We start from the raw sequence: 22,740 nt of genomic DNA, 5'->3' as shown, positions 1-22,740 counted from the left end.
TAGCTTAATTTCTAGCTATTATTTTAAACCCACATAGTGTAAGTCTTCATCGGTTACGTTGCCTTGAAGGGTACATAAGAAACGAACAACACCTCTTTGCTCATCTTTTTCAATAATCAGCATTTTTTCAGCAGCATTTGGTTCCAAGTTGTAATCTTGCGTTGCGTGTTCGTTAAATACCCATTTACTTTGCAAATTATGGCGGATCATCGGTGAGTAGATATAAGTATTTCCTACCTTTATAATCGCAATTCTTGATGACGTATAGCGGACAACCTCTTCAAGGCTTTGTGTTGTTTCAAATCCCCAAAAATAGTATTGACCACGCAAGCCTAAATAGGCGAAGCCATCATATTTATCAAAATTACTATGACTAACAAAAAAACGGTTAAAAGTCACAATACCGGTTGGTGAAAAATTGAGATTAACAGAAACGTGTTCATTGGTCCCTAATTGGTTATTTTTCAATGCATTAGAAATATCGTTTAAAACAGGGTCATCTTTTATTTTCTTGAAGAAAGCGGCATCACAGTAAGAAAATGTTTTCATCAATGATTGCGCATTAACCGTAGGAGATAACCCTAGAAGAAAAAAGGTGATCGCTAGTACATTTATATTTTTCATAATAGGCTCCTCATATAATAAGAATTATATTAATAGAGATATCATATAAATATATTTCGCACAGTAGTTAAATATGACAAGGTGTAAATACAAATAATAAAACAGCATTAATCATATTAAAATAGAATTATCTATCTATATATAATTAACTAAACGTGCTAAAGAAAATTATATTTTTTATATAATAGCTAGTGGAAATTACTAATTATCACTTTTTTTGGGGGTGTCAAAATGGTTTTTAGTGTAATTTGGCTTAATTTTTTATGATGAAGTTATCTTTTAACTAATTGTTATTTATTGTTTTTATTTTATTTGGTTTTTTACTGATGCTGTTAGTAATTAAGTGATAAGTAATATTTAAAAGTGCAATGTGAAATTGGAAACATTTAGTAATAATAAAGCCCACGATTTTCAAATTTAAACTTTTTATCTCTAAGTATATTGCATTAGTTCAAACAATAAATTTGGATTGTTTGAACTAATGACTATTAAATTTCAATATTTATTTGATGTTTTTTAATTAAACCACGCAGTTGGTCATAACTTAGAGATAACCGTTGTGCTGCTTTACGCTGATTAAAATGACAATCTGCTAGCGCTTGTTCTAATAGTGCTTTTTCAGATTGCTGTTGCCACTGACGTAAGTCACAAGGTAGTGAAGGTAAAATGGTATTTGCTTGTTGGGAAGGCTGTATGGGTTGGGGGCTTGGTGATTCATGTAGCTCAGCAAGTTTTTCACCAAATGGATTGAAAATAATATTATCAACGGGTTCAGCATGGTTTCCATGGCGGTATATTGAACGCTCAATGACATTTTTTAATTCGCGTACATTACCTGGCCATGGGTAGTTTTGCAGGGCTTGTTGGGCATGTCGTGTAAAACCTGTAAAGTGCGAACGTTTTAATTCACCACACATTAAAATAGCAAAATGCTCTGCTAATAATAATATATCAGGTTGCCGTTCACGTAATGGGGGAAGGCGAATAACATCAAAAGCCAGTCTATCTAAGAGGTCGGCTCGAAAACGACCTTGTTTGGCGAGTTCGGGTAAATTGGCATTTGTGGCACAGATTAAACGCACATCTACGTGTAAAGCTTGGCTTCCACCGACACGTTCAAGCTCGCCATATTCAATGACACGCAGGAGTTTCTCTTGAACTGACATAGGTGCAGTCGCGAGTTCGTCAAGAAAAAGAGAACCTTTGTCAGCTCGTTCAAAGCGCCCTTGATGGCGTTTTTGGGCTCCCGTAAAAGACCCCGCTTCATGTCCAAATAATTCAGAATCCAGCAAATTCTCATTGAGTCCGCTGCAATTGAGAGAGATAAAAGCTTCTTGCCAGCGAGGGGAAAGATAATGGAGTCTATCTGCGATAAGCTCTTTACCCGTGCCGCGTTCACCGATAACTAAAACAGGTTTATTGAGTTGTGCGAGTTCAGAGGCTTGTTCGAGTACATCGAGAAAGTTACTTGAAACGCCAAGAATAGGTTCATTGGTTTCTTTCATGGTTTTTTTCACCAATAGTTGGTTTAAAATGCCGATATTTGAACTATAGACTAAAATGATTTTCAGGGGAAGCTTATAATTATTCTCTTTAAAATCATATCAATATGAATTAATTTAAAAGTTGGCACGCGAATTGCTATTTAAAATATGTAATAGCAATAGCTAAATACAGCAACATGCGAATTGTTGTTAGACTTACGGAGCGTCAGGTATGGGTTGGAAGCCAAATCAGGTCGAGGCGCTACAGAATGATTAAATCCATCAAGGGGATATAAACAATGGGTATTTTTTCACGTTTTGCCGATATCATTAATGCAAACATCGCTTCTTTGTTAGACAAAGCAGAAGATCCGCAAAAAATGATCCGTCTGATGATTCAAGAAATGGAAGATATGTTAGTTGAAATCCGGTCAACATCAGCACGTACTTTAGCAGAAAAGAAAGGTTTAGAACGTCGCATTGAGATGGGCGAAAAACAAGTTGCTGATTGGCAAGAAAAAGCAGAATTAGCGCTGGTGAAAGATAAAGAAGATTTAGCGCGTGCGGCACTGATTGAAAAGCAAAAAGTGAGTGCAATGGTCGATACCTTAAAACACGAGCTGATTATTGTTGATGAAACCTTGACTCGTTTGAAAGGTGAAATCACTGAATTAGAAAACAAACTGCAAGAAACTCGTGCGAAACAGCAATCAATGGTTGTTCGTATGGAAGCCGCACAATCTAGTCGTAATGTACGTCGTCAGCTGGATAGCGGCAAACTGGATGAAGCAATGGCGCGTTTTGAACAGTTTGAGCGCCGTATAGACCATATGGAAGGTGAAGCCCAAAGTTATGGTATTGGGAAACAAAAATCACTGGATCAACAGTTTGCAGAGTTAAAAGCAGACGACGAAATAAGTGCGCAATTAGCGGCACTTAAAGCTAAAATCAATAAAGATCAGTAACAGTTATTTTGATGCACTGGTACGTTAGTAATATCGTATCAGTGCCATAGATAGGTTAACCATATGTATAAGGATATGTGATGGGCTACGTTTTTCTGTCTCTCGTATTAATCATTTTTCTCATTTTTATTCTGCCTATTTGGTTGTGGCTACATTACAGCAAAAAAAACAGTGGGCAGGGGAGTCAGCTAACTGAAAATGAAGTACAACGTTTGATGCAATTAGCAGAACAAGCATCACAGATGCAGCAACGCATTAAAACGCTTGAAGATATTTTGGATGCAGAACACCCAAATTGGAGGCAAAAATAATGACTCAATTTCGCAACCGCAAACTTTACCGTTTAACGGATAGACGTGTGTTCGGTGGTGTGTGTTCGGGTATTGCTGAGTATTTAGAACTTCCAGTTGCTTTGGTTAGAGCATTAGCCGTATTGGCTCTATTTGTCAGTTTTGGTATTACTTTGATTTTGTATATCGTGATGTGCTTTGTCGTAGAAACGGCACCAAGTGGCTACCGTTCACAGCAAGATATTGGCCCAGAAGTCAGTAGTCTTATTAACCAAATCGATACACAATTAAAATCAGGTGAAATGAAGCTACGCCAGATTGAAAGATACGTTACGTCAGATACTTATACAGTGAACAGTAAATTTCGAAATCTATAATAAATCGCATCACCATCACATGATAAGGGATTAGGTTTCAAAACCAAATCCCTTTTGTTTTTGATAAAAAAGTGAGTGAAATATGGCAAACAACGTTCGTTATCGAATTAAAAAATTTGCAAAGAAACTTTTGCTACGAAAAGGTATTCGATTCGCCGCAGTGTTGCTTATGACGTATGGCCCAGCAGGGTTCATAGGTAAACTTATTAAGTTATTGACAAGTAAATGGTTGCTTAATGTACTAATTAAACGGTTAACCTAATACAATTTGTTTTATGCTAAATTATAGAACGCAATATGACGTAAAATGAGTTTAAATTGAAAGGATAAGTCTTGGGAGGAGCATGAAACGACTGCACAGTGAATTAACTGATTTGATGAATAGAAGTGTTGATCGTCATGTTAGGCTCGCAGTAACAGGGCTTAGCCGTAGTGGAAAAACCGCATTTATTACTTCACTGGTGAACCAATTATTGAATGTGAATGCGGGCGCACGGCTCCCTTTATTTTCTGCCGCGCGTGATAAGCGGTTGTTAGGGGTGAAACGGATACCTCACCGTGATTTGTCAGTACCACGCTTTGCGTATGATGAAGGTATTGCATCCCTTTATGGGGAACCACCGCAATGGCCAACACCAACACGGGGTGTCAGTGAAATACGCCTTAAATTGCATTACCGTTCAGAAGACTCTTTTTTGCGCCATTTTGTCGATAACTCATCATTATATTTAGAGATTGTGGATTATCCCGGCGAATGGTTGTTGGATTTACCCATGCTAGATTTAAATTATCTAGCATGGTCTGAACAAATGAACACCTTAATAAAGGGAGAGCGTGCACATTTAGCCCAACCATGGCTGACATTGTGTGAAAAATGTGACCCTTTAGCGCCTGTTGACGAAAATTTGCTGGCTGAAATTGCTGCTGCCTACACCCAGTATTTAGTTGAATGCAAGGCCCAAGGGCAACATTTTATTCAACCAGGTCGTTTCGTTTTACCGGCTGAATTAGCAGGAGCACCCGCACTCCAATTTTTCCCATGGCCAAATGTAGCCAAATATGGTGATAAAAAGCTCGCACAGGCAGGAAAAAACACCAATATTGGCGCATTACAGCAACGCTATCAATATTATTGTGAGCATGTTGTAAAGGGTTTTTATCGTGATTATTTCCAACGTTTTGACCGACAAATTGTTTTAGTTGATTGTTTGCAACCGTTAAATAGTGGTGTTGATGCATTTAATGATATGAGAATGGCGTTAACTCAATTAATGCGTAGTTTTCATTATGGTAAACGCACATTATTGAGGCGTTTATTTTCACCTTGTATTGATAAATTACTCTTTGCGGCGAGCAAGTCAGACCATGTAACACCAGATCAGCATGCAAATTTAGTGGCTTTATTGCAACAATTAGTGCAAGAGGCATGGCAGCATGCTGCATTTGAAGGGATCAGCATGGATTGTGTTGGTTTAGCATCAATACAAGCAACCGAAAGTGGCCTTGTGGATTATAAAGGTGAAAAATTACCTGCGTTAAAAGGGAATCGGTTAAGTGATGGACAACCGCTAATGTTTTATCCTGGTGAAGTCCCAAAACGGTTGCCAAATGAGCAATTCTGGCAAACTCAAGGTTTTCAATTTGAAGATTTCAGACCAAGGCCAACGCCAATGGATCAACCATTGCCACATATTCGTATGGACAGTGCGCTTGAATTTTTGTTGGGAGATAAACTGAAATGAATGAACCTTTAAAACAGCGTTTAGATTTCGCTGAAAGTAGTGAAAATGATACGAAAGAATCGCTAAAAAAAGCCCAAGTTTTTGATGAACGAGAACTCGAAAAATTCACTCCAGTTTCTTTGGAAGCAGAACAAGATAGCCAAGAGGGTGAGGTTGAAAGCCTGATTAACGAAGCGTTAAAACCAAAACGGAGTTTTTGGAGAAAGTTAGTTGGCGCTGCAGCAGGGATTTTTGGGGTCAGTGTCGTTGCTCAATTGGGCGTTTGGATCCATCAATCATGGGTAACACAAGATTGGACTGCGTTAGGTGTTGCTGCTGCGGGTGGTTTAATAGTTGTGGCGGGTGTAGGGTCAGTCGTTGGTGAATGGCGGCGGTTGTATCGCTTAAGAGAACGAGCAGAGGAACGAGACTTTGCTCGCGAATTATTGCACAGTCATGGAATGGGGCAAGGAAAGGTTTTTTGTGAAAAATTGGCAAAACAATCTGCGTTATCAATGCAACATCCTGCGATTGTTAATTGGCAAGCCACTCTCCATGATTCTCATAATGATAGAGAAGTTGTTGAATTATATAGTCGAATGGTTCAGCCCATTCTTGATGAACAAGCTCGTAAAGAAATTAGTCGTTGTTCTGCTGAATCGGCCATTATGATTGCAGTGAGCCCGTTAGCACTGGTGGATATGGCATTTATTGCTTGGCGAAATATTCGTCTAATTAATCGGATCGCGGCAATCTATGGTATTGAACTCGGTTATTACAGCCGAATTCGGCTATTTCGTATGGTGCTCATTAATATTGCCTTTGCAGGTGCATCTGAATTAATTCGTGAAGTGGGGATGGATTGGTTATCTCAAGACATTACCGCACGGTTATCAACACGTGCAGCACAAGGTATTGGTGCGGGTTTGTTAACTGCACGTTTAGGTATTAAGGCGATGGAATTATGCCGACCACTACCTTGGATTGAAAACAAGCCTCGTTTAGCCGATTTTCGTCATCAGCTAATTGGCCAATTAAAGAATGTTATTCCCAGTAAAAAAGATAAAGCGTAAAGAAATATCGCTGGCAGAGTGAGTTGACAGTTTTCACTCACTCAGCAGCATCATTTGTTGATTAATATGCTTATTGTTATTTCAAGCCTTAAAAAATTAAGGAAAGCAGTGATTTTATTTGTTAATACCTATGAAGCTTACAAGCTGTCAACAATTTGTGACACAAACACTGTATTCCCTTAATGTTTAAGGCTAAAATACCTTTATTCTCTCGGCTTTTTTGATGAAGGTTCCTATCCATGCGCCTCGAAGTGACCTGCCAAGACCGTATCGGTTTAACGCGTGAATTACTTGATCTTTTAGTCCTACAAAATATTGATTTAAAAGGTATTGAAATATCTCCTCAACGTAGGATTTACCTAAATTTTACACCTGTAGATTTTCAGGTATTCAGCACATTGATGGCAGAAATACGGCGTATCAATGGTGTTATTGATGTTCGCCGAATTTATTTTATGCCTTCAGAAAGAGAGCATAAAGCTGTTTGGGCGCTATTAAACTCATTTCCAGAACCTGTTTTGTCCATTGATAATAAGCTAAATATTGAGTTGGTTAACCCAATGACATTGCAATTATTTGGTTATGATGAGGCAAAAATTCGAGAAAAAACCTTTTCTCAGTTAGTCAGTAGCCAAGGGCTGGTACGTTGGTTTGAACGAGAGTCACCAGAAGCTTATACAGAGAAAGTCGTCATTAAAGGCCAAGACTATTTGATGCAAGTGACTCCTATTATTTTGGCAGATGAAAATGGTAAACTCCATTGTACAGGAGCTGTGTTGCTGTTAAAATCGGCTGAAATTTTAGATAAGCAACGTAAACAAGTTATTGAGGTAGATGGCAGTGGTTTTGAACAAATTATTGCTGTTAGCCCTGTCATGGCAAATGTAGTTGAACGGGCTAAACGTGTTGCGATGCTGGATGAGCCATTATTACTCGTTGGTGAAACAGGGACCGGGAAGGATATCTTAGCGAAAGCTTGTCATTTGCATAGTGCGCGAGGAAAAGAACCGTTTTTAGGTTTAAATTGTGCTTCGATGCCGGATGATGTCGTAGAAAGTGAATTATTTGGTTATGCAGCAGGGGCGTATCCAAATGCAGTTGAAGGTAAAAAAGGTTTTTTTGAACAAGCAAATGGCGGAACAGTATTGCTTGATGAAATTGCTGAAATGTCACCTCAAATGCAAATTAAGTTATTACGTTTTTTAAATGATGGAACATTTAGGCGTGTTGGCGAGGAACGAGAAGTTAAGGTTAATGTCCGTGTAATTTGTGCAACACAGAAAAATCTACCTGAATTGGTGGCAGAAAAAAAATTCAGAGAGGACCTTTATTATCGTTTAAATGTACTCACATTAACCATCCCTCCATTACGTGAACGTAAAGAAGATATTCTACCGCTAACCAAGACATTTGTAGCCAGTTTTTCCAAAGAGCTTCATATTGCAGAGCCTAAATTGGCGCCTTCGCTAATCGAATTTTTAAGCAGTTATTATTGGCCGGGTAATGTAAGGCAACTGAGAAATGCCCTTTATCAAGGGTTAACTCAACTTAATGGCAATATATTGGAAGCAGAGAATATCCAATTACCTGATGTAGTAAATCCTCCCGCACTGGCTTTAGATTCGCTCAATGGTTCGCTAGATGAAATTACTAAACGCTATGAAGCGTCAGTATTAGCGCGCTTGTATCGTGATTACCCGAGCACCCGTAAATTAGCTAAACGCTTGGATATTTCTCATACGGCAATTGCCAATAAATTGAGAGAATATGGTCTCAATACGAAAAAAGAGCAAAACTAATTTAAATGAACAAAACAATAACCTATGTGTTAACAGCAATAGGTTTGTTTTTTAGTGGTTCTGACATTGCAACGACAATACCGACCCACGGTTTGAATAAGTATTGCCGAGATGTTGTAGTACGAACAGTCGGTAAAATCTATGAGAATAGGGCACTAATTCAATGTTATTTTAAAGACGTACCTTTTTTAGCTCGTGTTTAGTATGGCAAAACCTTACTAATACTATTGCTAATTGGTGAATTTTCCTGCTATATAACAAAGACAGCTACTGTTTTAGGGTATCGTAATCTCATCTGATGGATTTCAGCCTACAAGGAGTTGCCATGGACCAATTCACTATTAATTTCATTGTAAATCGTAAGCTACGCGAATACATGAGCCAGAGTCATTATAAAAATGATATGTTTGAGTCTGCTGCCTCAGCTGCCGAACTTTATCTGATGAATAAAGCCGCAGTAAAATATTTAACGAAGAAAAATCGTTTCACGTGGGAGGCATTGGTGAAAAATGGTTATAAGCCTCGAGACCTTATTATTGATATTTTGACATCTTGTTGCCCTGTCACTCAGGATCAAGCCTTAAAAATATTGAGTACGCTTTCTCATACTTTGATCTCTATAATGAGTGACAATAAGTTATTTGCGAATGTTGTTAATGCGAAGAACCACCAGCCATTGTACTGGGCTCACGTAGATTAGTGTGGTTTTTATATTGAGTAATGAAGCGGGAAATTCCCGCTTCATTATTAATTACAGTGAGTTAAATGATATAAAAAGCTTATTTAAGGCTGTTTAATGCACTGTCGTAATCAGGTTCTTCAGTAGTTTCAGAAACTAATTGGCTATAAATAACGTTATTATTTTCATCTAAGACAACAACGGAACGTGCATTTAAGCCTTTTAATGGACCACTAGCGATAGCAACACCATAGTCATTAGCAAATGAATCACTACGGAAAGAAGATAGCATAACGACATTATCTAAACCTTCTGCACCACAAAAACGTGCTTGTGCGAAAGGCAGGTCAGCAGAAATGCATAACACAACCGTGTTGTCCAATTCGTTTGCGAGCTTATTAAATTTGCGAACTGATGCCGCGCATACGCCAGTGTCTACACTTGGAAAAATATTTAAAACTTTTCTTTTACCTTCATAAGTTTCCAGCGTTGCTTCGCTGAGATCTTTGGTGACAAGGGTAAGGGGCTTAGCTTTTGAACCCGCTTGTAAAAAAACACCATTAACTGTGATGTCATTACCTTTTAATTTAACTGTTTGCGACATGAATTTTTCTCCCGTTCATAAAGTGATTCACTGTTAACTTAATCTAACTTCTAATAAAAAATCTTTGCGATTAAAGGTTTTTTAATGAGTAGTTATACAGTGCTGAGTTTTACATTCTACTAATGACCAAATTTCATACAGAAACCTTATCACTTACTTTGAGTTCTACATGGGGCAAAGTAAGGTAATATTACATACTTTTTATTAGGGTATGGTGCATTATCATTATATAACAGCTAAGCTTTTTCAATGCTTGCGTTTTCTGTTATGCACCTTTTTAAATTGCCTTATGGAGTGTAACAAAAGGAAATCTGTCTGTATTGATTTCTTTAGTCATTATTTACTGATCAGAAAAATGACAAGGATATGGGCATAGCTATTATTGTATAATGCGAGTATTAGTTTATGTATATTTAGATAGGTAAATCAATTGATTACAAGAGAAATGTAGATTTCTGAAATATGACAGCATATGATAAATTAAGATAAACTACAGAATAACTCAAGTGTATCGCTGTTTGATATTATCTAAACTGAGTGAGTTTTTGCTCTATAATCTATTGTTTTTTATGGATATACGGAAATATGTTTCAATAATTAATTTACCTAAATGAAACTTAAGACGTAAATGCAGTAATATTGCTAACAATAGCACCTTCACTTGAAATCATTTAACTAGGCTTTTAGTTAACTTTATTTATACTAACAAGATAGAAAATAAAATGCATAAACATTCATTCACATCTTTAGCTGTTTTGATTTCTTCAGTTATTTTTACTACACAAGCTATTAGTGCGGTGATACCCACTGGCACAGTTTTAGCTGAAAACCAAGAAGTTACGCGTCATTTAAAAGACGAGCCGGCTTCTTTGGACCCGGTAAAGTCAGTGGGGTTAACGGAAGCGCAAGTCATGCGTGATTTATTTGAAGGGCTTGTTAACCAGGATGACCATGGAAAGCCTATCCCAGGTGTAGCCCAAAATTGGAATACAACAGATAACCGGATTTGGACATTTACACTGAGGACTGATGCTCGTTGGTCGAATGGTGACCCTGTCACGGCTCAAGATTTTGTTTATAGCTGGCAACGACTGGTTTCACCGGTAACATCATCACCATTTGCTTGGTTTGCAGCATTAGCAGGTATTAACAATGCGCAAGCTATTATTGATGGAAAACTGCCTGTTGAACAGCTAGGTGTTGAAGCGGTTGATGCGCATACATTAAAGATTACTTTAAATAAACCAGTACCTTATTTCCCTTCATTAGCAGCTAATTTTAGTTTATTTCCTGTTCACCAAGGAACCGTTGAAAAGTTTGGTAATGACTGGATAAAAGTAGGTAATTTAGTCGGAAATGGCGCTTTTGTTTTATCTGACAGAGTGGTTAATGAAAAAATTGTTTTAGTTCCAAACAAAAATTATTGGGATCATCAAAATACAGTGATAACTAAAGTCACTTTTGTCCCGATTAACCAAGAGTCTCATGCAACTAATCGTTATTTAGCGGGAGACTTGGATATTACCGAATCATTTCCAAAACAACGCTATCAAAAATTATTGAAAGATATTCCTAATGAAGTCTTTACACCAGACCAATTAGGGACCTATTACTATGCATTTAATACCCAACGCGCACCGACGGATGACGTTCGTGTTAGAAAAGCCTTATCCATGGCGATTGACCGCCAATTAATTGCTAATAAAGTATTAGGTACAGGGGAAAAACCTGCAAATTATTTTACTCCCGATGTCACCGATGGCTTTAAACCTGAAAAAGGGCTTTACAATAGCTACACACAAAAAGAATTAGACCAGCAAGCAAAAGTGTTATTACAGCAAGCAGGTTTTGGTCCAAATCACCCATTAGAATTAACATTGTTGTACAACAGTTCAGAAAATCATCAGAAAATTGCGATTGCAATTGCTTCTATGTGGAAGAAAAAATTAGGCGCTGAAGTCAAATTAGTTAATCAAGAATGGAAAACTTATATAGATAGCCGCAATACAGGAAATTTTGATGTTATACGTGCATCATGGATAGGTGATTTTAATGAGCCTTCAACATTCTTGTCTCTGCTTACATCTCAACATACTGGCAATATACCAAAATTTAATAACCCTGCATATGATAGCGTTATTGAGTCGGCGAGTATTGAAACGAATGCACAATTACGCAACCGTTATTATAATAATGCGGAAGCAATCATTGCAAAAGAAGCTCCAATCGCGCCTATTTACCAATATACCAATGCACGCTTAATTAAGCCTTGGCTGAAGGGGTACCCGATAAACAACCCCGAAGATGTCGCTTATAGCCACAGTTTTTATATCATTAAACATTAAAATAGGATACAGCCTGTGCAAGGTACGGGCTGCTTTTTCTAAAGGAAAGAAAAAAAGCTCCTTCCTCTGGAGAATGGGAAGGAGGACCAAAAAAGGAATAAACACTACCTTTTCATAATAAAAAAATCATCATGAACTTTATTGCTCGTTTGTGTCAATTATGTAGTGTTATTTAGCAAAAATGGCGATATTTTGTGATTTATGGGAAATTGTCTGTTTTTATGAGATATTAATCTCAATCTTTTTTTTGTTATTTTATGTATCGTGAGAACGATTCTTGAAATAATGACAAATATGTCACTATTCGACTAAAAATACCGTATTGATTATAAAAGGGAGATATTGCATGGGACTGATTTATGGTTCTTTATTCCAAAATTCAAATCCTGTACATGCATTTCAGTTAAATGGAGACGGTGGGTTACTTCCTATTGACGTGAATGCTAGCGCAAACCAGCAATCACCGTTTTGGCTTCATTATGATTATAAGGACCCACAAAGTTTTAATTGGATTCAGCAATCAGATCTCTTTAATGACCAAGTTAAGTCTGCTTTATCTGGGCATTCAGGACGTTGGCGATTGATTCGTGTTGGCGATGGTATTTTATTAACATTGCAAACATTAAATACCAATGCTGGCCAGCGGCCTGAGCAATTAGTTGCGTTTAGGGTATTTATTAATAATCGGATAATTATTTCTAGTCGTCATCGAAAAGTAAATTCCTTAGATTCTATTATTGATGATTTAAAGCAGGGAGTCGGGGCCCAAAGTACAGGTGACTGGTTAGTTGAGGTTGCTGATTCTATTACAGATGAAATAAGTGATTTTACGGATTCTTTGCATGAGCGTTTAATTGATATGGAAGATTTCATATTAAATAGCCAAATTCCTGAGAGAGGGGAATTAGCATTACTTCGTAAACAAATTATTGTGATACGCCGTTATATGGCTCCACAGCGAGATATGTTTTCCCGTTTAACAACAGAAAAATTGCTTTGGTTAGATGAAACCAATCGTCGTCGAATTCAAGAGATTTCTGACCGATTAGGACGTTGTATTGAAGATCTCGATGGTTTTATTGCACGTACAGCGATTATTTCTGACGAGATAACGAATATGATGACTGAGATGATGAATCGGCGCATTTATACAATGTCATTAATGGCCATGATATTCCTACCAACAACTTTTTTAACGGGGCTGTTTGGTGTGAATTTAGGCGGGATCCCTGGTAATGAGTTCCGTTTTGCCTTTAGTGTATTTTGTGTTTTATTAGCCGTTTTAATTGGAACCGTTTTGTGGTGGTTAAGAAAAAGCCGATGGCTCTAATATTGATGACTTATTTGCGATAACCGGACCTAGTTTGAGATAAATCAATAAAACTACTGAGGTTTTAGTGCAGTATTAGTCCTGCAGGTGAATGCAACGTTGAGCGATGAACGTTGTGCTCCATAATTGTAGTTTTTCTCATATTGAGTTCTTATACAGAATAATTGACCACTGTAATGCCGATGTATTTTACATCGGCTTTTTTTTGCATCTAATCCGAGCAAAAATAACCTCCATACGAGGAGGTTATCAATAAATGTTTATTTAACTTCAATAATATCAAGGCGTTCTGCTGTAAAGTCGGGCTTATCATCTTCATCTATAAAAGGTTGAAGCGGTAGCTCCTCTTTGTCAAACGCAAGATCTCCGCCATTGATAACTTCATCTCCATGAGAAATATTTTTGAAGTCAAATAATTCGGTATCACATAAATGAGACGGTACAATATTTTGAGTAGCACGGAACATTGTTTCGATACGGCCGGGATAGCGCTTATCCCAATCACGTAGCATCTCTTTAATAACTTGACGTTGCAGGTTTGGTTGAGAACCACATAGGTTACATGGAATAATTGGAAAATCTTTAGCCTGCGCAAAGCGCTCAATATCTTTTTCTCGGCAGTAAGCGAGTGGGCGGATAACAATGTGTTTTCCGTCATCGCTCATTAATTTAGGAGGCATGCCTTTTAACTTACCGCCATAAAACATATTTAGGAACATGGTCTGTAAAATATCATCACGGTGGTGACCAAGTGCAATTTTAGTTGCACCTAATTCAGTTGCTGTACGATACAGAATTCCACGTCGTAAACGAGAGCACAATGAGCAAGTTGTTTTCCCTTCAGGAATTTTTTCTTTTACGATCCCATAGGTATTTTCTTCAACAATTTTGTACTCTACACCAAGTTTATCAAGGTATGCAGGTAAGATATGCTCAGGGAACCCGGGTTGCTTTTGATCTAAATTAACCGCAATTAATGAGAACTGGATTGGGGCACTTTTTTGCAAGCTTTGCAGGATGGAAAGTAGTGTGTAACTATCTTTACCTCCAGATAAGCAAACCATTATCCGGTCACCGTCTTCAATCATATTAAAGTCAGCGATTGCTTGGCCAACATCGCGGCGAATTCTTTTTTGCAACTTATTTAAGTTGTACTGTTCTTTATTGGTCGTCATTCTATAGGTTCTGCTACTGGGGTTTATGTTGCTGATGGATAATTGTACATTTGGTTTTTAAATTATTATTGTTTTATGCTTAAAGCCTAATCAGCGAGAGTTATAAAAAGAGGCTCATGATAGCAGAACATGAGGGAAGAGTGATACCAGTTCGATAAAATAGGTGAAAATTGGTGTCCATCCTACTTTAATAGAGACACACAAACTTAGAGTTTTCTAACTGTTGACGATATGCCTCCGGTGGAAGCTGATTTAAACTTTCAAGTGCTCTGATGATATTTTAGCCTGCAATGATGTATCAACCAAAATGCGCTAAGCATTCGTGTGTTTCTTCATTAATAATATTGAGTGTTTTAACGTATTTACTGCAATATAAATTTTCGTGCATGAAACCTAATGCCCCTTGAGTATTTGAGCTTTTTCATCATGACATCTGCAAATTTTAGGTCAGAAAATCTAATTATAGCTGCCTTATTCAGATGTGAGTTAACAATACTATTGTTTTTATGCCTAGATACAGAACCAATAAATTTTTCAATTATTACTTTCCATTTTTTGGGGGCTAAAGTATCTATTTTTGAGCTAAAATAATATAGCTGTATTGAGTCTTTCTTATTCTTATTTAGTATAAGCAGGGTAAATAAGTAATAAATATTTATCCCACTAGCTATTTTATATTTTTAGTAGTCACTAGAAATTTTAGTAACTTAATAAATTGTTAATCACGGTAAGAATTATATGGGCATTATAAAGCCTATATTTATAATATTTAGATAGAATATATTCATCTATTTAAACTTAGCCAGTTTTCCAGTGCAGTGGTAAAGAGAGCGAGATAGAGTGAATGTATAATTGCAGGACCATTCGAAATTAACTCTTAATAACAATAAGATATTGAAAAAAATTATAAGGTAACTAACGCTCTGAGTTATTTGTGAAAAGAAAAAGCTTTATTTAAAGTATAGCTTACAAGTGCGACATGATTCACATTTTAAGAATTATATGTTTAAAAATACAAACTAAGAGAGTTTATTTGAATTATTATGTTCCTGGGTGTTTGGCGCTTGAACTATAAATATAATTATAAATTGAATGTAAATGCTTAAAATCGTACCTTTTAAGCAAGGTCATATATATTGAAATTAAAAATTATTTTTTTTGCTTTTAATTAGTGGGTTAAGGAGACATTAAATTAACTAATCATAATTAAAATCTATTAACATGGTGATATTTATGAAATACCTTATATTCTTTTTTAGTCTAATTTTTGTTTTTCTTATAGCATATTTGCTTAGTTTTAGTAAAAAAAACATAAAGCATAAACTTCCATCGATACTAACATTGTTAACAATGGAGATTATTGTCGCGTCTACCATGCTAAATACTACCATTGGGCTTGCTACTCTTGACGGTATAGCATCAGGTATTCATTATATAATTAATTATGCTAATAAGGGGATTGATTTTGTTTTTGGAGATATAAGCAGTAAAACTTCTATGGTTTTTGTTGTTGTAGCTCTTTTACCTTTGATTTTTATTTGCTCTATAATTGGAATATTTAAATATATCGGTGCGCTAGATTTAATTATTAATACTATAGGATTTCTAATTAACAAAATATCTAAAGTTGGAAAATTAGAGTCTTTCGCCGCTATTAGTGCTGTGATAGTGGGAATGATGCCTGCTTATGTATCAATTAAAGATTACATTCCAAGGCTATCTAAAGCACAGATGTATACTATTGCTGCATGTACTATCTCAACAGTAGATATTGCATTGCTAGGCGCATATACACAAATGATAGAGCCACGCTATGTTTTTATTGGTGTTAGTCTCAATTTTTTTAGTACTTTTATTATTGTTTCTATTATTAATCCAAATGAACCCACAAATATCACAACTTGTCCTTTGGGGGCAAATAAAGGTGAAAGGGGTTCATTTTTTGAGGTGTTGACAGATCACATGCAGGATGCCTTTAAGCTTATTCTTGCAATTGTTCCCATAATTATCGGTTTTGTCGCCTTAATTAGTATGCTGAATGATGTTTTTTTAAATATTTTAGGAATTAGTTTTCAAGGAATTCTTGGTTATATTTTTTCACCTTTAGCTTTCATTTTGGGTAGTTCATGGGATGAAAGTGTTACTTTTGGAACAATTATTGCGACTAAAATTTTATCGAATGAGTTTGTTGCTATGATTGACTATATGAAATTAACAAGCATTACACCACGAACGGATGCAATTATGTCCGTATTTTTAATATCATTTGCAAATTTTGGCTCTATCGGAATGATTATCGGTTGCGTTACAAGTATAAGCCGAGAACATGGAAAAATGATTGCATCAAATAGTTTTAGATTGATTGTTGGCTCAACTTTAGTCAGTTGTTTATCAGCGACTATTGTTGGTATTTTTGTATAACATATAAATCAAGGAGTAATAGAATGAACAAAATAATAATTGATTGTGACCCTGGTGTAGATGATGCTGTGGCTATTTTTTTAGCCTTAGCTTCTCCAGAAATAGAATTAATAGGCATAACCACAGTTGCAGGTAATGTAGAATTAGAAAAGGTTCACAATAATGCACGACAATTACTTGCGTTAGCAAATAGGCAGGATATTCCTCTAGCGAAAGGTTGTGAGCGTCCACTAATGTCCAAAAGTGGGAGTAAAACTCATGTTCATGGTACTGATGGTCTAGCTGGAGTATTGCTTCCCGCATCAGATTATCCAAATTATTCTGGTCACGCCGTAGATTTTATTATTGATACGGTAATGTCAAATCCAGGTGAAATAACATTATGCACAATAGCATCTCTTACTAATATCGCAGTCGCTATCATCAAAGAACCAAAATTAGTTGATAATGTAAAAGACATTGTAGTCATGGGCGGAGCTGCATTTACACAGGGGAATATAACGCCAGCTGCTGAGTTTAATTTTTATGTGGATCCTCATGCTGCTCATATCGTTTTTGATAGTGCACGCCATATTACTATGCTTGGTTTGGATGTAACAAGTAAGGCTGATATAAGGGCTGGTTTGTGTAGTCCTTTGGAAAAAGGTGGCCTTATCGCTCAGACTGTTGCAGAAATGTGTCGAAGATATGCAGAGTTTGACCCATTTCTCCATGATCCCTGCGTTATTGCATACCTCATTAAACCTGAAATTTTTTCAGGTATTGACGGTTCAATTACTATCGAATATGAGTCTAATAAATTATTCGGTCATAGTTTTGCTTACACATCTACCTCCATTAATCATGACCCAAAAGCTAAGTATAATGAAGCTAAATGCAAAATTATTACTGACGTTGATACATCGAAATTAATATCTTTAATTACAGAACGTATTATAAATCTTTGAGGTAAAGAGTACCAACTAGAGCCTCGGTTGATAATTATTTAATATAATGGAGCTTACCATAGGTAATGACCCAGTTTTTTAAGTTATGATTATTCTATGCTTAAATTTTAATCAGTGAGATTTATCAAAAGATGAAAATCTGTTAGGGGATAGTGTCTTCGCTATAGCCTTTATCTTATTGTATAAGCGCCAATGAGAACTTAATGTATAGAAAAATATGGAGGAAACATGCCTGCAACTGATCCTATTGAATTGATTTTTTCTTTACTCGCCAACACCATTAAAATGGTGATTACTCCAACGGAATATCTTATTCAAAGTGACGCTATTGGGGATGCCATTTACATAAGCTTATTATTTTTGAATTAAAGATGATGAGAGTATCCATTTAACGAGGTTAATTTCCTATAAATGAAGGAAGGCTAGCTTCCTTCATGACTGAGAGTAATCTAGGCTAATGGGTTAATTCGTCACATAGCTTTTGTAAAGTAGTTAAAAACTGACCTACATGGAAGCCATCACAAACTGCATGATGCACTTGTACAGCTAGAGGAAGCCACATTTTATTATTCTCACTATAGTATTTTCCCATAGTGAAAATCGGGGTAAAAACATTAGTAATATCTGCAATATTTAGATTAAAACTGTCGAATGAAACCCAAGGCAAAGATGACACATAGAAGACATTTTCAACTTGCTGTGGTTGAGGGTGCAAATCGAGATTATCTTTATGCAACGTTAATTGCTGGTGGTAGTTCTCCATAAATGTTGTTATTTCTGAAGAATACTTGCACCATAATGAAGAAAAAGTTTCGGTATCTTTGTGGAAGATAGTAAAACTAGGGTGCACTTCATCCCATAAAATTAGTTCATCATTTTTTTTTGCAAACCTAAATTCTTTATAGGTATTAACTACCCGTGATAATAAATAAATCACTGATGGATGAAATTCATAACCATTTGAATTTATATATTTTTTTAGGTTTGTGATATCTATCTTAGTTGTTAAACTAAACCCACAATTTATGGTTTTTTCGTAAATATTGTAATGTTCTCTACGTAACCATGTCTCTATATTAAATTTAGTATAATTCATAATTTTCCCTTCTAATAAGTTAATGTTACTGTTATTAGAAGGGAGGTTTCTCCGCTTTTGATTGGCTCATAGTGATTTCTTATCTCGTGTTGAAGTTATGTTTGTATGTTATCTAGCTTATTTTTGCTTGTCGAGGCCTATACCTTACTCTTTCAATGTAAAACATAATTTGCACGATAGTGAAATATACTTATGTACATGGTTGTGCGTTGACGTAGGTATCAAATAATGTTTTAACATCTACATTCAATGTGTTAGATATTACCATAAGATGTTCAATGAATATGGAAAGACTCCCATCTTCATATTTTATGTATGACTTTTCAGAGATAGATATTAATTCTGCCATTTTTTTTGTCGTAATTTGATGCTCTATACGTTTTTGTTTAATAAATTTGCCCAACACGGCATTACCAACATTATTTTTATTCATAGTGATCCATTGTCAATTCGATAATAAATTTTTTTATTATCTTAGATGAAAATTAATATTCAATGGGTAATAATCTGTAAATTTAAGATAGATGAAGTAAGGTGAATAAGTATAAATGATATTTATAAGATTAGCTCAAGTATAATTAACAACAGGGAAAGATATTATTATACATTATGATCTAAATATGAAGTTTAATGGGTGCAAAATTCTTTTTAATAGTATTAAATGAAATTTTGCACTAGATAATATGTTAATTTTGATACTATTCTTTAACAATGGCTATATTTAACAATAGTTACTAAAGAAAGGATTTAATGTTGGTTAAACAGATAGTGCGACTTCTACTGTTTTTTGAGCATGAATGGCAGTAGTATCAAATATTCCTACGGTCGTATCATTCTGATTAACTAGTAATGTTATCTCGGTACAGCCTAAAATAATACCTTCAGCCCCGTTTTCTACAAGGGATGCCATTATACGCTGATATTCTTTTTTAGATTTGTCATTTATTACCCCTAAACATAGTTCATTATAGATAATATCATGAACTATTTTCCTATCTTGCTGGTTAGGTATTAGTACATCCACGTTAAATTTTTCAATTAATCTTTGCTTATAGAAGGGTTGCTCCATAGTAAAAGCGGTACCTAGGAGTCCAATTTTTTTTATACCTGATTGTATAATGCGTTCACCCGTCGCATCAGCAATATGTAATAAAGGAAGACCTGTTTGAGATTCAATTTGTGGTGCAACTTTATGCATGGTATTTGTGCAAAGAACAAGGAAATCAGCACCTGCAAGCTTTAAACTCTCTCCTGCATCAGCTAAACACTGGCCGGCTAAATCCCATCGCCCGCTAGATTGATATTGTTCTATTTCAGAAAAATCAACGCTATATAAAACAATTTTAGCCGAATGCAGGCCACCTAGTTGTTGTTTGATACCTTCGTTAAGCTGTTGATAGTAAAGTAACGTTGATTCCCAACTCATGCCGCCAATAAGGCCTATTGTTTTCATTTTTTAGTTCCTATTATTGTAATGTTTTCCTTACTATACTGATAGTTTCTAAAAGAACACAATAGTATGAGAAAAATTTTCTAGATGATTAAAAGTAAAAAACAGTTGTAATATTAAACACAACTTAACATTACTTTTTGAAGGGTTTTTATATTTAACATATTTTAAATTAAAAAAGGATAAATATAAGAACATTTACGTTTTAAAGATGGATTTTAATTGATATCTGGTTATCATCGTAAAAAATATTATTTCTAAAAAGTTGGTCATATATGGCGAGAATAAAAATGAATTTCTTCAAAGTAATCATTGCGATACTCATTTTTGGTGCTGCATTTTTGTTAGGAGCACTATATATGAAACCAACTCAATTAAGTTTAGTTGAGCAAGTGAAAAAGAATGTTTATGACGTTCTAGCGTACCCACAAGCAGCAAAGTTTAGAAATATTGAATATCATTTTTCTCGTTACACTGCAGATAATGGTAAGGTAGGTTATGTTTGTGGGGAGGTTTATCGATATAAAAATGATAAGCCTGACGGATTTAAGCGTTTTATTGTTAAAGCTTATACTAATGATGAAGGTCGCATGGATATTTCAATTCCATTTATTGATGGAGGACATGAAATATTATTGCCTGAACAGGTTAACCAAATTTGGAAAGATAAATGCTCGAGTCCTGCTTCACCACTAGAGTAGGGAACGACGTATGCTAATATTTTTAACGCACTATAATTTGATTGTTTTATGAAGAGCTGTAACCAGCAAAATGATAACTGATGGAAATTAATAAATAAAACTGGATTATATATTGGTGATTTAGTGCTATACTAAAAGAGTTACATTTTGTTTTGTCATTTTATGAAACAAAAAGCCTTTGTGGTCAACGATGACTATATTTTTTGATGTTCATTTTTTAATGAATTTTAATTTAGTAGTTTAAGGAGTCGATAATGGTTAGTAATAATAATGCACGTCGTTTATTAGGTATGCCTTATAAATTAAGTCGCTCTAAAAAAAACATACGTGTTTCGCTTGGTTCTAAAGATAATACTACAGTTGCAGTACAAAAGAATAAAGCGACAGAAAAGAAGACATATCATTCAGTAACCGTTTTTTACCCAGAATATGTTATTAGTTAATTGAATGTATGTAACCCTCTAGTGTTTACTAGAGGGTTAAATTTAAGTTGTTAAAACTAATTTTCATTAGATTACGTTAGCTCATTTCAATATGCACCACTCATATGAGTAATATTCTAACTCTTCTATTATAGAAATAAACAGTAGTCATAAAATAGATTAAGCGATATTATCTCATTAATTAAAAACTAAAAAGAAAGATGACTATCGGGTGTTATTGAATGAAATTTTATTGTTTCCTGCTATTTTTATTTTGTTTTTCTCTTTCAGGGTGTTCAACTCAATTCAAATCAGATGAAGAAACTAATCGCTTAAAGTTTAATATTCAACACGCAAACACGATTCCTATCAAGGATTCTGTTGAGCCGTTGGCGGTTTCTGACATGTTGCCAGGCGATATTCTTTTATCTTCTGCTACAGGGTTAAATTCATGGGGAATTCGGTTATTTAGTATTAGTGGGGTAAGCCACGCATCTATTTACTTGGGTTTGGGGGAAGTAGCTGAGTCTGTTGGAAGTGGCGTTAGGATCATTACATTAGACCAAGCAGTGAGAGACTCTAACAACATGGTAGTGCTGAGGCAAACAGGCTTAACATCATTGCATGCAGAAAAATTACGCGAGTTTTCAGTTCAAAATAATGGAAATAAATATAATTATAAAGGTATTGTGATGATAGCGCCTTGGATGATCACAAAAAGGGTATGTGAGCTTCCATTAATTGGTGAAACGATACGTAATTTTTGCTTAAAAACCTTAGCTAAAGTTCAATTAGGCGATGATATAGACCAAGCTAATGGTTTCTTTTGTTCACAGTTTGTCCTCGATGCTTATAAATATGCAGGTATTCCCTTATTTGAAGGTAACTCATCGTGGATAACACCTGCGGATATATTACATATGCGTACAGGTGATGTGCCAACTTTCATGCCAACCCAGCGTCTAGCGTATGTTGGGCATTTGAAATCATGGAGCTTTAGTAGTGCAATACGCAGAAAATAGTGTGTAATTTTAAACAAAAAAAAGGCCAACATATAAAGTTGGCCTGCTAAACTGGAAGCAATGTGAGCAATGTCGTTTGTGATAAACCTGAGTGATTTACTCAAGTATTCACGAGGTAAAAGATAACCATTCTCATTTAAGAAATCAACCCTTTTTTTTATGTAGTTACTCATTCTCATTCTTCACTTGATTTTGTTTTTTATTTATAAAAAACA

At 35.5% G+C, this 22,740-nt stretch carries 22 protein-coding genes; 15 read left to right on the top strand and 7 right to left on the bottom strand.

From position 1 onward, the window contains the following. Positions 1 to 18 precede the first annotated feature (18 nt). Positions 19 to 624: a hypothetical protein gene (locus tag P3L40_RS12470; protein ID WP_004263883.1), complete on the bottom strand. Its 606-nt coding sequence runs from the start codon at positions 622 to 624 to the stop codon at positions 19 to 21. Between the two features lie 488 nt (positions 625 to 1,112). Then, a complete protein-coding gene (gene pspF, locus P3L40_RS12465; RefSeq protein WP_004263890.1) occupies positions 1,113 to 2,129 on the bottom strand; it encodes a phage shock protein operon transcriptional activator in 1,017 nt (338 codons plus the stop codon). Between the two features lie 278 nt (positions 2,130 to 2,407). Here pspF and pspA point away from each other — a divergent pair, with 278 nt between their 5' ends. The 7 genes from pspA (at position 2,408) to P3L40_RS12430 (ending at position 9,033) form a co-directional block, all read left to right on the top strand. Further along, a complete protein-coding gene (pspA, locus tag P3L40_RS12460) occupies positions 2,408 to 3,073 on the top strand; it encodes a phage shock protein PspA (protein WP_004263893.1) in 666 nt (221 codons plus the stop codon). An 80-nt stretch (positions 3,074 to 3,153) separates the two neighbouring features. After that, on the top strand, positions 3,154 to 3,384 hold the full coding sequence (gene pspB / locus P3L40_RS12455; protein WP_004263897.1) for an envelope stress response membrane protein PspB: 231 nt from the start codon (positions 3,154 to 3,156) through the stop codon (positions 3,382 to 3,384). Continuing rightward, positions 3,384 to 3,740, top strand: coding sequence for an envelope stress response membrane protein PspC (pspC, locus tag P3L40_RS12450; RefSeq protein WP_004263899.1), 357 nt, complete (start codon positions 3,384 to 3,386; stop codon positions 3,738 to 3,740). Before pspB ends, pspC begins: the two co-directional genes overlap by 1 nt. Positions 3,741 to 4,084: 344 nt before the next feature. After that, on the top strand, positions 4,085 to 5,482 hold the full coding sequence (locus P3L40_RS12445) for a YcjX family protein (protein WP_110591624.1): 1,398 nt from the start codon (positions 4,085 to 4,087) through the stop codon (positions 5,480 to 5,482). Further along, positions 5,479 to 6,534, top strand: coding sequence for a YcjF family protein (locus P3L40_RS12440; RefSeq protein WP_094961775.1), 1,056 nt, complete (start codon positions 5,479 to 5,481; stop codon positions 6,532 to 6,534). The genes P3L40_RS12445 and P3L40_RS12440 overlap by 4 nt, the downstream gene beginning before the upstream one ends. Positions 6,535 to 6,773: 239 nt before the next feature. After that, on the top strand, positions 6,774 to 8,333 hold the full coding sequence (gene tyrR, locus P3L40_RS12435; RefSeq protein WP_004263923.1) for a transcriptional regulator TyrR: 1,560 nt from the start codon (positions 6,774 to 6,776) through the stop codon (positions 8,331 to 8,333). 325 nt (positions 8,334 to 8,658) lie between these two features. Beyond that, positions 8,659 to 9,033: an ATP-binding protein gene (locus P3L40_RS12430; protein WP_136135395.1), complete on the top strand. Its 375-nt coding sequence runs from the start codon at positions 8,659 to 8,661 to the stop codon at positions 9,031 to 9,033. Positions 9,034 to 9,112: 79 nt separating this feature from the next. Here P3L40_RS12430 and tpx read toward each other — a convergent pair whose 3' ends face one another. Beyond that, positions 9,113 to 9,616, bottom strand: coding sequence for a thiol peroxidase (gene tpx, locus P3L40_RS12425; RefSeq protein WP_004263934.1), 504 nt, complete (start codon positions 9,614 to 9,616; stop codon positions 9,113 to 9,115). 722 nt (positions 9,617 to 10,338) lie between these two features. Here tpx and P3L40_RS12420 point away from each other — a divergent pair. Both P3L40_RS12420 and zntB read left to right on the top strand, forming a co-directional pair. Next, complete coding sequence (locus P3L40_RS12420) at positions 10,339 to 11,961, top strand: ABC transporter substrate-binding protein (protein WP_136135394.1); 1,623 nt, start codon at positions 10,339 to 10,341, stop codon at positions 11,959 to 11,961. A gap of 346 nt (positions 11,962 to 12,307) precedes the next feature. Beyond that, positions 12,308 to 13,291, top strand: a complete 984-nt coding sequence (gene zntB, locus P3L40_RS12415; protein WP_004263941.1) for a zinc transporter ZntB — start codon at positions 12,308 to 12,310, stop codon at positions 13,289 to 13,291. 260 nt (positions 13,292 to 13,551) lie between these two features. On the opposite strand, the gene ttcA is transcribed toward zntB, so the two are convergent. After that, on the bottom strand, positions 13,552 to 14,466 hold the full coding sequence (gene ttcA / locus P3L40_RS12410; protein WP_004263945.1) for a tRNA 2-thiocytidine(32) synthetase TtcA: 915 nt from the start codon (positions 14,464 to 14,466) through the stop codon (positions 13,552 to 13,554). Positions 14,467 to 15,699: 1,233 nt separating this feature from the next. Between ttcA and P3L40_RS12405 the strand changes: the two genes are divergently transcribed. The 3 genes from P3L40_RS12405 (at position 15,700) to P3L40_RS12395 (ending at position 18,203) form a co-directional block, all read left to right on the top strand. After that, on the top strand, positions 15,700 to 16,887 hold the full coding sequence (locus tag P3L40_RS12405; protein WP_240704992.1) for a NupC/NupG family nucleoside CNT transporter: 1,188 nt from the start codon (positions 15,700 to 15,702) through the stop codon (positions 16,885 to 16,887). Positions 16,888 to 16,910: 23 nt separating this feature from the next. Beyond that, the gene (locus tag P3L40_RS12400) at positions 16,911 to 17,834 is read left to right on the top strand and encodes a nucleoside hydrolase (protein WP_004263951.1); all 924 of its coding nucleotides are present in this window, start codon (positions 16,911 to 16,913) and stop codon (positions 17,832 to 17,834) included. Positions 17,835 to 18,062: 228 nt separating this feature from the next. Then, the gene (locus P3L40_RS12395) at positions 18,063 to 18,203 is read left to right on the top strand and encodes a hypothetical protein (RefSeq protein ID WP_004263953.1); all 141 of its coding nucleotides are present in this window, start codon (positions 18,063 to 18,065) and stop codon (positions 18,201 to 18,203) included. An 85-nt stretch (positions 18,204 to 18,288) separates the two neighbouring features. Here P3L40_RS12395 and catA read toward each other — a convergent pair whose 3' ends face one another. The 3 genes from catA to P3L40_RS12380 form a co-directional block, all read right to left on the bottom strand. Further along, positions 18,289 to 18,930 carry a type A chloramphenicol O-acetyltransferase gene (gene catA / locus P3L40_RS12390; RefSeq protein WP_136135187.1) on the bottom strand — a complete coding sequence of 214 codons (642 nt, stop codon included), beginning with the start codon at positions 18,928 to 18,930 and terminating at the stop codon, positions 18,289 to 18,291. A 190-nt stretch (positions 18,931 to 19,120) separates the two neighbouring features. After that, positions 19,121 to 19,363, bottom strand: a complete 243-nt coding sequence (locus P3L40_RS12385; protein WP_004263957.1) for a helix-turn-helix domain-containing protein — start codon at positions 19,361 to 19,363, stop codon at positions 19,121 to 19,123. A 324-nt stretch (positions 19,364 to 19,687) separates the two neighbouring features. Then, a complete protein-coding gene (locus P3L40_RS12380) occupies positions 19,688 to 20,383 on the bottom strand; it encodes an aspartate/glutamate racemase family protein (protein WP_112307412.1) in 696 nt (231 codons plus the stop codon). A 356-nt stretch (positions 20,384 to 20,739) separates the two neighbouring features. Here P3L40_RS12380 and P3L40_RS12375 point away from each other — a divergent pair, with 356 nt between their 5' ends. The 3 genes from P3L40_RS12375 (at position 20,740) to P3L40_RS12365 (ending at position 22,525) form a co-directional block, all read left to right on the top strand. Continuing rightward, entirely contained in the window at positions 20,740 to 21,081 is a 342-nt protein-coding gene (locus P3L40_RS12375; protein ID WP_175427121.1) for a hypothetical protein, read from the top strand. Positions 21,082 to 21,335: 254 nt separating this feature from the next. Next, the gene (sra, locus tag P3L40_RS12370; protein WP_004263968.1) at positions 21,336 to 21,524 is read left to right on the top strand and encodes a stationary-phase-induced ribosome-associated protein; all 189 of its coding nucleotides are present in this window, start codon (positions 21,336 to 21,338) and stop codon (positions 21,522 to 21,524) included. 221 nt (positions 21,525 to 21,745) lie between these two features. Further along, positions 21,746 to 22,525, top strand: a complete 780-nt coding sequence (locus tag P3L40_RS12365; protein WP_136135188.1) for a YaeF family permuted papain-like enzyme — start codon at positions 21,746 to 21,748, stop codon at positions 22,523 to 22,525. The last annotated feature ends 215 nt before the right edge of the window (positions 22,526 to 22,740 follow it).

It is taken from the genome of Providencia sp. PROV040 (assembly GCF_032706145.1).
Taxonomy (GTDB): domain Bacteria; phylum Pseudomonadota; class Gammaproteobacteria; order Enterobacterales; family Enterobacteriaceae; genus Providencia; species Providencia hangzhouensis.
The sequence above is the reverse complement of the archived record's forward strand: the minus strand, read 5'-3'. Positions and strand labels throughout refer to the sequence as shown.